Origin of the sequence: Mucilaginibacter gossypiicola (assembly GCF_900110105.1) — a bacterium.
In the GTDB taxonomy this organism is placed as follows: domain Bacteria; phylum Bacteroidota; class Bacteroidia; order Sphingobacteriales; family Sphingobacteriaceae; genus Mucilaginibacter; species Mucilaginibacter gossypiicola.
In genome coordinates, this window is record NZ_FOCL01000001.1 from 165,731 (window position 1) to 179,323 (window position 13,593).

The 13,593-nt window shown below is 42.6% G+C and carries 8 protein-coding genes; 3 read left to right on the forward strand and 5 right to left on the reverse strand.

The genetic code is table 11. From position 1 onward, the window contains the following. Window positions 1-24 precede the first annotated feature (24 nt). From BMX50_RS00585 to BMX50_RS00600, 4 genes are read right to left on the reverse strand one after another with little or no spacing between them, the layout of a single operon-like run. Window positions 25-1,170: a hypothetical protein gene (locus tag BMX50_RS00585; protein ID WP_091206187.1), complete on the reverse strand. Its 1,146-nt coding sequence runs from the start codon at window positions 1,168-1,170 to the stop codon at window positions 25-27. An 18-nt stretch (window positions 1,171-1,188) separates the two neighbouring features. Beyond that, window positions 1,189-1,896, reverse strand: a complete 708-nt coding sequence (locus BMX50_RS00590; RefSeq protein ID WP_167667775.1) for a DUF3823 domain-containing protein — start codon at window positions 1,894-1,896, stop codon at window positions 1,189-1,191. 19 nt (window positions 1,897-1,915) lie between these two features. Beyond that, the gene (locus BMX50_RS00595; protein WP_091206193.1) at window positions 1,916-3,772 is read right to left on the reverse strand and encodes a RagB/SusD family nutrient uptake outer membrane protein; all 1,857 of its coding nucleotides are present in this window, start codon (window positions 3,770-3,772) and stop codon (window positions 1,916-1,918) included. Between the two features lie 11 nt (window positions 3,773-3,783). Next, window positions 3,784-6,930, reverse strand: a complete 3,147-nt coding sequence (locus BMX50_RS00600) for a SusC/RagA family TonB-linked outer membrane protein (protein ID WP_091208486.1) — start codon at window positions 6,928-6,930, stop codon at window positions 3,784-3,786. Window positions 6,931-7,442: 512 nt separating this feature from the next. Between BMX50_RS00600 and BMX50_RS00605 the strand changes: the two genes are divergently transcribed. The 3 genes from BMX50_RS00605 to BMX50_RS00615 all read left to right on the forward strand — a co-directional run bounded on the left by BMX50_RS00605 (window position 7,443) and on the right by BMX50_RS00615 (window position 11,772). After that, window positions 7,443-9,638, forward strand: coding sequence for a carbohydrate binding family 9 domain-containing protein (locus BMX50_RS00605; RefSeq protein ID WP_208864615.1), 2,196 nt, complete (start codon window positions 7,443-7,445; stop codon window positions 9,636-9,638). Window positions 9,639-9,699: 61 nt separating this feature from the next. After that, entirely contained in the window at window positions 9,700-10,446 is a 747-nt protein-coding gene (locus BMX50_RS00610; protein ID WP_091206195.1) for an HAD-IIB family hydrolase, read from the forward strand. Between the two features lie 105 nt (window positions 10,447-10,551). Next, entirely contained in the window at window positions 10,552-11,772 is a 1,221-nt protein-coding gene (locus tag BMX50_RS00615; protein ID WP_091206198.1) for an MFS transporter, read from the forward strand. On the opposite strand, the gene BMX50_RS00620 is transcribed toward BMX50_RS00615, so the two are convergent. Further along, a complete protein-coding gene (locus tag BMX50_RS00620) occupies window positions 11,769-13,460 on the reverse strand; it encodes a sensor histidine kinase (protein ID WP_091206201.1) in 1,692 nt (563 codons plus the stop codon). The two genes, BMX50_RS00615 and BMX50_RS00620, sit on opposite strands and share 4 nt — an antisense overlap. Window positions 13,461-13,593: the final 133 nt, after the last annotated feature.

Sequence of the window (13,593 nt, forward strand, 5' to 3'; positions counted from 1 at the left end):
CTATTTATTATGATTGGGGAATAATTATTTGGATATGAACTTCAGGTCATCAACACCGGTAACCAAATCGCCGTGATCTTTGGTTTGGGTAAAGAAGAAAATCCTGAAGTGGTTAATAGCTGTGTAGTCGGCACCTCCATCTCCGGTTTTTATAGACTTGTCAAAATCCAGTGTGATTTGGTTCCAGCCGTTTTTAAGCGTTGGTATTAACGGCGCTACATCCCAGGCCGACTCGTGATCGTCGGATTTGCCCGAACTGGTGATCTCGATAGAACCATCGGCTTTAAGTAACGATACATCCGAAACATACCACCAGAATGTGAACCTGCCATCAGCAGCGCTGAAAGAACTGTTAACCGGCGGGGTAACATCTTTAATGAACTGCATAAAATCACTGCCGTTGGCAATAGTGTTCTTTAAATAGCCTGTGCCTTCTTTTTGGCCGGTTGTGGCTATTGTTGGTGTGCCAACCGTTTGCCAGCCATCAGCTTTGTCAGCATTGTCAAATACTACCGGAGGTGGGGCTGGTGCGGCCCTGAATACGAGGTCATCAACCCCGGTTACCAAATCGCCATGATCTTTACTTGCTGTAAAAAAGAAGATCCGGAAGTGGTTGATAGCCGAATAATCGGCCCCGCCGTCGTTTGTTTTGATCGCCTTACTAAAATTAAGGGCGATCTCATTCCAGCCGTTCTTAAGGGTAGGGATCAATGGTGCCACATCCCAGGCCGATTCATGATCATCTGATTTACCTGAGCTGGTGATCTCAATAGAGCCATCGGCTTTCAGCAAGGATACATCCGATACATACCACCAGAATTTGAACTGCCCGTTATTACCGGTGAGTTTGGTATCAAGCGGGGTAGACAGGTCTTTGATGAACTGCATAAAATCGCTGCCGCTGGCTATAGTGTTTTTCAAATAGCCTGCACCTTCCTTTTGACCGGTAGTGGCTATTGCGGGGGTACCAACTGTTTGCCAGCCGTCAGCTTTATCTGCGTTGTCAAAGGTGATCAGCGTAGGGTCGACCACCGGTGGCGCCGTGGTATCAGGCGGCGGTGGTTTCAGGTACGAAGTATCCCGTGAAATATATTTTTCTTTTTTGCAGCCTGCAGCAATCAAGCCTATCATGAGGATGGAGCAAGCCATCATTGTTTTATTGAATTTCATTTCCTTTTTGGTTTTAGGTTAACTTTTAGGAATATCTACCTGTACTATCTCCGAAAAATTTGAGCTGTTGAAGCTATCGCTTAGACGAACGCCCACCCGCACAAAAAAGGTACGGCCCGGAATAAGATTGGATACGGTAAGTGTTATCGATTTTTCGGCAGCGCTCATGTCAATAAATGCCTTGTTGATGGTTTTGGCGTTCAAGTCGGAAAAGTCGCGGATTGAAGCGCCTGTACCTACCAGTTTGGTGGTATTTACATATGGCTGCACATCTTTAATAGTTGGTAAACCGGCAATAATAGGCGCATCGATATCAAATGTGAGCGTAAGCGTTGTACCGGTTAACGTATGTGTGAAGTTTTTGATCACGATATACGGTGTAACCGTAAAGTCATGCTTGGTGCCTTGACCAATGTTAACGGTTACGGTATCAAGAACCGGCCAGAAAGCGCCGCCGGTAGGCACAATTTTATACCCGCCTTTAAACAACTTTGAATCCTCATAAGTGCCATCAAATTTACTTGGAATGGTTTGCGGGGTAGTCCAGCCTATTTGCTGCAGTTTGATAGTGGTACTGCCGCCCGAGGTAAGGAGATTGCCGCCTTCGGATGATAATATATTGCCTTGCAATGAAGCGTTGGGGCCATCGTAGTTATCTGTTTTTGTACATGCAGAACTTGCCAGTATAGCTATGCCCACCAAAATTCTACCAATCAGATTTTTCATGTCTTTAACTTTTAAATTCTTAATAATTAGGGTTGTTAGGAAGCAGGTTAGGGTTTTTGCCAATTTCACCGCTCGGTATTGGCTCATAATAAAACTGTTTTTGGAAGGTGTATTCGCGATTATAAAGCTCTGGTTCGGCCAGGAAAATGTATTTATTTTCGTTAAATACATAATAAGGCATCAGGCCTTTAAAGTGCGCGCGGTCAAGCACCACGTCAGCAATACGCCATCTTTTTAAATCCCAGTAATACTGATTTTCAAAAGCGAGTTCCATGCGTCGTTCTTTACGCACTTTATCCAGATCGATAGAACCATAAGGTGTAGCACCTGCTCTGCTCCTGATAAGATTAACAGATGTCAGGGCATCGCCTGCATTACCTAATTCCATTGCGGCTTCGGCACGATTTAATAATATTTCGCCATAACGCAGATCTATCCAGGGTTGCTCACTACGGTAAAGATCAACGGAGGCCTGAGGTTTGTTGTAATCAACATATTTGCGCACGTAAAAACCTGTACGGGTTAGCTCATCGCCGCCAGTCCAAGGGCCTGTAAAGCCAATTACCTGTTTTCCCTGATATAATGTTTTGGTATCACCCGAAAGTATGTATAATCGTGAGTTTGGTTGTTTAGCAACCTCGGCGGCGGCCGTTCCGCTAAAGGATGGATAAATACCCCTTTGCATATCAAAGGTAAGCCCTCTTAAAGTAGCGCCGGGAAAATATACTGTGGCCAACAGCCTTGGCTCAACACCCTGCATCAATTCGCTTCGGTCATTAAAACGCCGAGGTGTGCCGTCTGAATTGGTTACCGGCAAGTCTCCCCAAAGTTGCACCAAATCTAACGTTGGGTATGCGCGTGATAAGGCATTTGCCGTCATATAACGCGGCGACATGGTTGCATCCCAGCTATGGGCCGTATTGTTAGCAATTGAATACTGTTTGATAAAGATGTTTTCCGGACTTCCGCTTTTTAAAAACACGTCGGCAAAATTTTGAACTTTGTCTGAATTTGCTGTGTAAAGCGAATAATGACCTTCAAGCAATTTTGCAGCATCATAAGCTGCCTGGAAATAAGTATTTGCTTTAGCAGCCGGAATCCCCGCCAGGCCTTGTGAATGAGCCGGACCGTCGACAAAATTTACTGAACCATATTTGGCTACGCAGGCAGCGTAAAGCATAGCCCGCGATTTTAAGGCGGCGGCAGCATACCTGTTAGCCCTGCCGGCATCGTTAGTTTCGGGCATCATTTTGTAACCCAAGTCAAGTTCGGCACCGATAAAATCCCAGGTGGCCTCTTCCTTATCACGATGAACCTGCAATTGAGAAATGGGGGCTGCCGGGTCCTGCGGTACCGTGATGATAGGTACTCCGCCATAACGTTTAGCCATGCCGAAATAATAATAAGCTCTTAAAAAATGAGCTTCACCCAATAATGCGTCTACCTTAGCCTGTGTTAATGCCGCAGCATGTTTAGGTAGTTCGGCAATCAGCGTGTTAACATTGCGGATGTCGCCATATGGCCAAAAGCCAAAACCCGCGCCAATGTCCATACCGCCGAAAGGCCCAACTTCTTCGCCTGTAACAGAGGCCGAAGTATAAAAGTTCATCCACGGGTTGCCCGGATTAAAGCCCGGGTGCGAATAATGAATACCGTTAACATCCACATCCTCTCCGCCATCGGGCCGGTATTTAAAATCCTCAATGGGGAGATTCCGATAAATGGTTGCTAAAAATGATTTAACACCAGCTTCGCTATCGTAGATAATATTAGGGGTAAAGATATTTGTTGGCGGAATATTTAGTTTTTGGCATGAAGTTACCAGAGTACCTACCCCGACAGATATTGTTAAGATTAATTTATGTATACTTTTCATGTGTCGATAATTTAAAAGGAAACGTTAGCGCCCAGATTAAAAGTCCTGTTCATTGGGTAGGTGTATCCGCCTAAAGCGGTAGCGCCAAAGCCGTTGTCTCCCGGTTTAGGCCCCTGGTGCTCTGGATCGTAGTTTTTTAAACCTGTAAATGTCAATAGGTTATAGCTGTTTACATAAACTCTGAATTTCCTGACACCAATGGCTTTTAATACAGATGGCGATAGTGAGTAACCAAATTCAAGTGTTTTTAAACGGAGGTAACTGGCACTCTGGATAGCTTTTGTGCCCTGCGCGTCTGGTGAACCCATTGCAGGATAAAATCCGGGTATCCATTGGGTGTTTGGGTCAAATACGTTGGCAGATGGATCAACCGTGTGCCAGCTGTCCAGGAAACGTGTTAACGCACTCCTGTTATACATCAGTGGCGATGCAAACTGCTCACCGTATTGTACGTAAACACCGGCAGCCCCTTGTAAAAGCATGTTCATATCAAAGCCTTTATAACTTACGCCAATGGTAAGGCCATAATTGTACAAGGGGATATCAGAAGTGGCAATAGGGTGACTGTCTTTGCCGTCAATTACGCCGTCGTTATTCCAATCTTTGTAATAGTAATCACCGGGAATGGTATTATTGTTACCACCACCAGTATTTACACCATAATTATAGATCTGGTTATATGAGGTAAATTGGCCGGCATATTCAGGTCCCCACCAAATGTTCTGGTACCTGTTGGCCTGGCTGTTTTTCCATTGTTCGTACTCATTACCGGCGCGGCCTTCAAGTACTTTTATTTTCTTTAAACGGGTTGTACCGATGTTTCCGGTAACGTTTAAACCTACAGGACCAAATGTGTTACGGTACGAAAGGTTAAAATCTAAACCCTGTGCCCGATTACTTTCATAGTTGATAGATGGCACCGGGGCACCTACCGTTCCCGGTAAGGCTACAGCTGGTGTAACCGGTAACCCTGTTTTGTCGTTTCTGAAAACCTCGACAGTACCGTCAACTTTTCCGCCAAATAAGCTAAAATCAACGGCGATGTTTTTGATGGTACTTACTGACCACGTTAAACCGGCATTGCCCAATTTGGGGGCAGAGCCATTTACCGCGCTTGCTCCAAATATGTAACTGTTAATAGGATAGGTATACCCATCAACGTAGTTAAATGCGGGCGCGTTGGCCTCATCACCTGTTTGGCCGTATGAAGCCCTGATTTTTAAGTTGGTAAGGATGTTTTCAGATACCAGTTTGCGGAAAAAATTCTCCCTGGTTAATACCCAGCCGATTGACCCGCCCGGGAAAAACCCCCATTGATCGGGCCCTGGTTTATACAGGTTATTACCATCCCTACGAAAGCTAAACTCGGCAAGATACTTGCCTTTATAATCATAATTGAACCTGCCTATGATACTTCTGTGGGCGCGGTCCTGTAAGGCTCCAGCATCCATACCGCCAGCCATGTTTGAGTTTTGCAAACCGCCGAAGAGGTAGTCGACAGGGATCTCAACATCACGATAAGCATTAAAGTTATCGGCAGTTTCATGACTTTGCTCATAAGTAGCCATAGCAGTAATGTTATGGTCTTTAAAAAAAGTATGAGCATAATTTAATGTTACCTGGCTTAAGGTATTCAGGTGGGTGTAATATTGACGGGTAATGCCGCCCGGGGAATTTACAAGGTTGGGGAGGTAAGTATCGTCCTCTGCATTGTAGGTGTATAAGTTAAATGACCTTTTTATGATATTATTATCAGCAGTACCATATTCGATGTTGAATAAGGCCTTAGCGCTTAAGCCAGGGACGCCAGGTATATCATATTGTAAATTTAACTGACTTGTAATGTTTTTGTTCCTGAATCTTTTTGAACCTACCTTATCAGCATCAGTGGCAATGGCTGGGTTCACGTTATCACCCTGAGGTATCAGGCTGGGGTATAATGGGTTGTCATTTGCATAAACCTGGTTTATAGGTATCTGATTCCAGGTATACTTATAAATGGTCCATTCATCGGTATAGGGTTGGTTTTTCTCATCCATCCAAGCCGATGTTAATACCTGTGCCTTTAATCCTTTGGTGATACTTGCAGTAACGTTCGACCGGAAATTATACTTATTGTAATTTAAGTCGCCGCTTTTAAAAACACCATCTTGTTTTTGGTAACCAAAGTTGAAGAAATAGCTGATCTTATCAGTTCCACCATCAATATTTAAATTGTGTTGTATCTGGTTAGCTGTTTTTTTGAAAGCCAGGCCAATCCAATCAGCTGATTTGCGGGTACCATCAAGCCATGGTTTCATATCCGCATATGAATATTGCGGAGTTACGTTGTGTACAAAGTTATTAGCAAAATCGCGTTTAACCTTTTCGTTTGTCAGCAGCATATAATCAACAGCGCCTACGCCTTCGGGCATACCCAAAAATGTTTGAATAGCATCGTTAACTGAATAATTAATATTGATTTTGCCGTTTTTACCGCCTTTTTTAGTCGTTATCAAAATAGCACCACCGGCAGCGCGCATACCGTAAATAGAAGCAGCGGCATCTTTGAGTACCGAGATACTTTCGATCTCATTTGGATCCATACGGCCAATAGTTGACTGGTCTCCTCCGATAACACCGTCGATTACAACGAGCGGCGCATTGGTATAGCCCCTAATGTTTAAATTATTGGCGTATGACCCTGGCTCAGCAGTATTTTGAACAATACGTACACCTGGTATTTTACCGGTAAGCATATTGATAACACTTTCGTTTTTGGTTGTGGTGATCTCTTTGCTTTGAAGTGTAGCAATGGAACCCGTAATGGTTGCCCTTTTTTGCACACCATAACCTACAACTACAACCTCCTCAAGGCTTTTATTGTTTGTTTTTAGGGCGATGGTGCCGTCTTTGATATCCTTAACGGCTATTTCCTGTGTTACATAGCCTATATAGGATAGCTGCAGGATGGCGTTAGGCCCAGGTACCTGGAGCTGGAACTTGCCGGCTACATCTGTAATGGCGCCAGTATTTGTATCCTTGATCTTTACACTTACCCCCGGAAGTGTCGACCCATCGGTTAAGTCTATAACTTTCCCGTTAATGGTAGTTTGCTGGGCTAACAAACCAAGCGGGAAAAGGAAGAAAAGTATAAGTAAGTATTTATATTTTTTCATATCGTCTCTCTTTGTTGATTGTTTAAGGTTAAATTGATCATTACCCGGTTGGGTACTAAATAGCGCATGCCGCGGCATGCCTTACGGTGGGTTAGGGTCGTGGTAATACATGGTTTAAAAGCGTTGGTTAATACAGTGATTTGTTGCTGGCAAGCCGTAAAAAACACTGTTGTTGGTTTATAATTTCAAGTGCAAAACAACAGGCGTGCATTAATAAAAAATAAATAATACATTAATAAAGGCCATATTAATGCGCTAAAACAGGGTTTTTTGAGCTTTTTCGCAATCGATTGTGAGAAAAACGGCAGCGGTTGGAAATAATCGGAATTTTAACGGATAGGGGTATTGGTTGATATTTTTTTAACAAAAAGTAATACAGATTGGTGTGTATGCAATTATCGGTGTACACAACCATGGGCCGGCCGTAAATAATGTGATACAACTGACAGATTTGTGGTTAAAAAATGTAGTTTTAAAATCCGTAACCAATAAACTTATATACTCTTGTCTTAATGCCCCTTAAACGTGCCTGCCTGCTTCCTGTAAAACTGCTATTGCTTATCATGTTGTGTTGCGTAACCTGCTTTTATGCATCCGCGCAAAAAAAGAACGCCGGGTATAAGTACCATATCCGCAGGGCAACATCGGCTATTACTATCGATGGGGTGATGAACGAGCAGGCCTGGATGCAGGCCGATTCGGCGGGCGACTTTTTTATGGTACTGCCGATGGATACCAGTAAGGCTAAGGTGAAAACCGAAGTACGGATGACCTATGATGATAAAAACCTGTACATTATAGCCATCAACTATAATTCGGTACCGGGGCCGTATATGGTTGAGTCATTGAAACGTGATTTCAATTTTCTTAAAAATGATAATTTCCTGATCTTCATGGATCCGTTTGATGCCCGTACGGATGGGTTTAGTTTTGGAGCCAACGCAGCAGGGGGCCAGTGGGATGGGAGCATGTACGAGGGAGGTAAAGTTGACCTGAGCTGGGATAACCGCTGGTACTCTGCCGTAAAAAATTATCCTGATAAATGGGTTTGGGAGGCTTCTATTCCGTTTAAGAGTATCCGTTATAAAAAAGGAATTAAAGAGTGGGGAATCAATTTTAGTCGTAATGATCTTAAAACTGCCGAAAAATCAAGCTGGACACCCATTCCAAGGCAATTCCCTACCGCCTCACTGGCATATACCGGCACTTTGGTTTGGGACGAAGCACCACCAACTGCAAGCAGTAACGTATCTATTATCCCTTATGCACTTACAGGTTTATCCAAGGATTATCAGCATAATACCAAAACTGAATATAAACATGAGATAGGAGGAGATGCCAAGATATCGGTTACGCCATCTTTAAATCTTGATTTAACGGTTAATCCGGATTTTTCACAGGTGGATGTTGATCAACAGGTAATTAATCTCAACAGGTATGAGCTTTTCTTCCCCGAAAAGCGGCAGTTCTTTTTAGAGAATGGTGATTTGTTTGCCAATTTTGGTTATTCGGATATCCGGCCATTTTTTTCAAGGCGGATAGGCTTAAATGTTCCGATAGATTTTGGGGCACGACTTACCGGTAAATTGGATAAAGATTGGCGTATTGGCGCTATGGATATTCAAACCGGCGGTTCGGGCAGTGTTGCACAAGCGCCTGAAAATTATGGTATTATTACTTTGCAAAGACGAGTGCTCGACCGCTCCAATATTGGTTTCCTGTTTATAAACAAAGATGCTACAGCCAATATCCCCGGTTCTAATACAGGCTCAACAGCGTATAACCGTAATATTGGTGCCGAGTTTAACCTTGCATCGCGAAGCAATATCTGGACAGGCAAAGTGCTTGCACTTAAATCATTTACACCGGGTGTAAGCGGGCATGACTACGTTGTTTCTGATCATTTCCAATACCTAAGCAAATACTGGACATTGTACATGCAGGAAGAATATGTGGGCAGAAACTATAATGCCGAAGTGGGTTATGTGCCCCGTGTTGGTTATGTGAAGCTAAGCCCGCTGCTGCTGCGTAATTTTTTCCCTAAGCAGGGAAATATCCTGAGCCACGGCGTTCAGCTTACATCTAATTACTTTTTTAACGAATCATTTCACCGGACAGATAATGAAAGTATCCTGTCGTACCTTATTACATTCCGCAACCGGGCAACCTTATCGGTATCTGGTATTAACGATTATGTGCGATTGTTAAAGCCTTACGATCCTACCAACATAGGTAAAGGTCTGTTGCCAACAGGCTCTGAACACAACTGGAATACCATTGATGTTCAGTTTGCTTCAAAGCCGCAAAATGTATTTACTTATTTGCTTGAGGCATCGCACGGGGGCTATTATGATAAGGGCATACGTAATAGCATTACAAGTTTGATCGGCTATCGTTTTCAGCCTTATGTAAACATCGCTGTCAATACTTCATTCAATGATTTGAGGTTGCCGCAACCTTTTGGGCATAACACGTTCTGGCTTGTAGGTCCTAAAGTTGATGTCACCTTCACCAACAGCCTGTACTTTACAACTTACGTACAATACAACCAGCAGATTGATAATATCAATATTAACACGCGCCTGCAATGGCGTTATAAGCCGGCATCGGATCTTTTTATAGTTTATGGCGATAACACTACACCGTCTCCCTATACCGTAAAAAACCGACAGCTTACTTTAAAGTGGACGTACTGGTGTAACTTATAACAGCATTGTTATAAAACAAGCTCAGTTGATTACTGTTGGGTTATTTACATATCTGCCCATAATGAAAAAACTGATCATATTTGATTTGGACGGCACCCTTGCCGAAAGTAAGGCAGCCCTTGATAAAGAAATGGCTGTACTACTATCCGATTTAATGAAAGTCGCAAAAGTGGCTATCATATCGGGTGGCGACTGGCCTCAATTTGAAAAGCAGGTATTATCAAACCTTCCCGACAAAAGATCACTCAAAAACTTATCGATATTGCCAACCTGTGGTACCAAATACTACCAGTATAAAAAATCGGGCTGGAAAAAATTGTATTCCGAAGATTTTACTGATGCCGAAAGGCGAGAGATCATGAGTAAATTGAATGATGCAGTTGAAGCATCAGGTATAAAATTTAAGAGAACCTGGGGCAAGCAAGTAGAAGATCGTGGCAGTCAGATCACCTTTTCGGCGTTAGGCCAGCATGCTCCGCTCGATGAAAAAAAGAAGTGGGACCCTAAATATGCCAAACGCAAAAAAATCAAAGCCCTGCTCGATAAATCGCTCACTGGTTTTTCGGTACAAATAGGAGGGGCTACTTCTATTGATATCACCAAACCCGGTATTGATAAAGCTTACGGCATTAATAAGCTACAGCATACTTTAGACATCCCAATCAAGAAAATGATATTTATTGGCGATGCCTTATTTGAAGGCGGTAACGATCATCCGGCCCGTACAACCGGAGCAGATTGTATTCAGGTGCGCAACCCGGATGAAACCAAACGTGTTGTTGAGGGTATAATACTTTGTCTGAAATAAAAGAACCATACAATCTGATCAGCCTTAACTTTTATGAAATGTTATTTAAAAGTAAAGTGTATTATTTACACTTAAGTACGTGAAGAAACTGGCTATCTTTGCGGCATGGAAGCAGGTTCTGGTATAAAAAGTGCAACGTCGTCAATAGCTTTAGAAATAGCCGGTTTTGTTAAATTTACTTTTATAGGATATGTCAGCATTGGCTTAAGCCTTGGTGTGCTTCCTGTTTTTATACATAATCAGTTGGGATATAGTGCTATGATTGCGGGTATAGTGATAAGCCTGCAATATTTAAGTACTTTTTTGTTCAGGGGATATGCGGGCAACATCATAGATAAAAAAGGCCCAAAAACTGCTGTACTTTCCGGATTAGCTGGTTTTGCTATTAGCGGCCTGTTTTTGTGTATAGCCTTTTTGTTTAAAGAGCATCATGAACTATGTTTGATTTTAGTTGCGCTTACCCGACTTATAACCGGTTTTGCCGAAGGGCTGATAGGATCAAGCCCTATAAACTGGGCTATTAATACCGTAGGTGAACAAAATACAGCAAGATCTATATCTTATAATGGAATAGCAAGTTACGGCGGACTTGCAGTAGGCGCCCCCATAGGGATTTTGCTTGCCGATAATTATGGTATAGCAGGTATTGGTATTGTGGTTTTTATACTTGGCATCGTTGGCTACTTGCTGGCCACAAGAAAAAACGACGCAGTAATTAAAAGTACCGAAAAACGAAAATCATTTGCTTCGGTACTTAAAACAATTGCTCCGTACGGGATATGCCTAACATTGGCTGCTTTAGGTTTTGGCACTATATCTACCTTTATAACCCTTTACTATGCATATTTAAACTGGACTAACGCAGTACTTTGTCTTTCAGTTTTTAGCGTCTTTTTTATTTTAGGCCGGTTAATTTTTGCCGGTGCAATTGACAATTACGGGGGACTAAAGACGGCTGTTGCCTGTATGGCGTTAGAATCGGTGGGTTTGGCGGTGCTTTGGTTGGCCAATATGCCGCAGGTAGCACTTGTTGGTGCAGGAATAACAGGGCTCGGGTTTTCACTTGTATTCCCGGCACTTGGGGTAGAAGCAGTTAAATTGGTGCCTGGTTCAAATAAAGGCGCTGCATTAGGAGCTTACGGTTTGTTCCTTGATATTTCGCTTGGGCTCACCGGGCCTCTGATAGGAGGGGTAGCCAGTCATTTCGGAATGTTGTATATATTTCCGTTTAGTATGGGAATGGTACTTTTAGGTTTAGTTTCATGCCTTTTTATTGGCCAGAAAATAAAAAGCTTTAAAGCTCAATCCAATAACGCCGGCATTTAATCTATTTCATACTTCTCGTACGGGATTTCAAAGCTGAAAGTACTTCCTTTGCCCGCATCGCTTTTTACGCTGATATTACCTTTTTGCAGTTCGATCAATTGCTTGCAGATATATAAACCAAGACCTGTACCGGTATTGCCTTTGGCCGAATTGGTTTGGTAATATTTGGAAAATAAGTTAATCTGCTGTTCCTGGCTTATACCGGCACCCGTATCGATAATATCAACTATTAATCCGCCTTTGCCTGCGGTTAATTTCAGCGTAGCTTTAATCTTTACATTTCCTGCCTCAGTATATTTAATAGCATTGCTGACAAGGTTTACGATAATCTGCTTTAGCCTGAAACTATCTCCTAAAACTTCAGCTTCCGGATCACCTTCAAAATGATAATTTAATTCCAGCTGCTTTTTATCGGCACTAAATGCCATACTTTCAATTACTTCTTTCAATGTTTTATCCGGGCAGAAAGGATCATGATGTATCTTGAGTTCGCTGCCTTCCATTTTTGCAGCGTCGAGTGTATCGTTGAGTGTTTGCAGCAGCAAGTCGGATGAAGCCCTTACTGTGCCCAACATTTCTGATTGTTTTGGTGTTAAGGTCGTTCGGCTGAAAATGTATAAAAAGCCATTTATAGATGTAAGCGGGTTACGGATTTCATGACTCATATGCAGTAACAGATCCATCTTTTGACGCGCTATCATTACTGCACGTTCGTTTTCTTTAAGTAAAAGCTCTTCAGATTGTCCCAGCTTAATAACAAACACAATCAGCAGCACTGCGAAAGCCAAAAGCAATAAAAGTGCAATAAGGTAAAGCCTGTTTAATAAACTTGTTGTTTCCAGGTAACTGTTAAAAGCTAAACCTTTAAAGGCATCGGTCATGCTGTAGTTAATATCCTTAATAGTAGTAATTAACTGCTCCATTTTATGGGTAATGCGCATATTGAGGGCGATGAGTTGCCTTTGCGCTTCCTGTAACTTGGAGTTGCTTTGTTGTAACTGCCTGATTTTATTAAGATAGTTGGATTGATCTTTATTGCGAAGTTTTTGCGTAACGGAGTCTACATAGATCCGTGTCCGGTGATTGATAACGACGCCGCCGGAACCGGTAGCATAAGCATTTTTATTTTGAATGGCTTCCTTAATTCGCGCAAAAAAGCCTTTCTTTTTTAGTTTGCCGGGTTGAGTTAAAGTGTCTGTACTGTTTTGCACGGTACGGCTGCTTTTAACAGCAAGTTTATTTTGAGTGGTCGCGGTGCTGTAATCGGCGTATGTTGTGAGCAGGGAATCAAAGTCGTGCCGGGCAGAAATAAGATCAGTGGATAGTTTTACCTTTTGGTTATGCCATGTATGAAGTTGAGCGCGCTGTTCAGCATTTAGTTTAGTAGTGTCATGCTGCATGTTTAGCAGGGTATCAATTTCGGCAAAGGCTAATGATAGTTTGGACTGGTAAGCCTGGGCCTTAGTTGCGTCGGCATCTACGAGTGAAGATTGAAATAAATCCTCGGCTTGGTGAAGTAATAGCAGCGCTTGTTGGGGCCTGGAATTGTTAAGGTCCATCAGGTGCGATATCTGGGCTGTATGGGCTAATCTTTCGGTGATCTTGTCTCTCACAAAAAGGGCAGCAATAACTAAAATTATGGTAAAAGCTAAAAAAGCAAGCAGTATCTTCCTTGATAAAACGTTCATATAGTTATTTTCATCAGTATTTCGGCCAGTGTCAATTTAAAATTGATGCCGCCGTTGCCAATGGTTTTGAGGAACAATGATAATGATAAAAATAATATAATCATCCGATGACGGGCACGATTGACTATCAGCA

Coding starts and splice junctions, on each gene's coding strand:
- BMX50_RS00585 (WP_091206187.1), bottom strand. CDS start 1,170: ATGAAATTCAATAAAACAATGATGGCTTGCTCCATCCTCATGATAGGC.
- BMX50_RS00590 (WP_167667775.1), bottom strand. CDS start 1,896: ATGAAAAATCTGATTGGTAGAATTTTGGTGGGCATAGCTATACTGGCA.
- BMX50_RS00595 (WP_091206193.1), bottom strand. CDS start 3,772: ATGAAAAGTATACATAAATTAATCTTAACAATATCTGTCGGGGTAGGT.
- BMX50_RS00600 (WP_091208486.1), bottom strand. CDS start 6,930: ATGAAAAAATATAAATACTTACTTATACTTTTCTTCCTTTTCCCGCTT.
- BMX50_RS00605 (WP_208864615.1), top strand. CDS start 7,443: ATGCCCCTTAAACGTGCCTGCCTGCTTCCTGTAAAACTGCTATTGCTT.
- BMX50_RS00610 (WP_091206195.1), top strand. CDS start 9,700: ATGAAAAAACTGATCATATTTGATTTGGACGGCACCCTTGCCGAAAGT.
- BMX50_RS00615 (WP_091206198.1), top strand. CDS start 10,552: ATGGAAGCAGGTTCTGGTATAAAAAGTGCAACGTCGTCAATAGCTTTA.
- BMX50_RS00620 (WP_091206201.1), bottom strand. CDS start 13,460: ATGAACGTTTTATCAAGGAAGATACTGCTTGCTTTTTTAGCTTTTACC.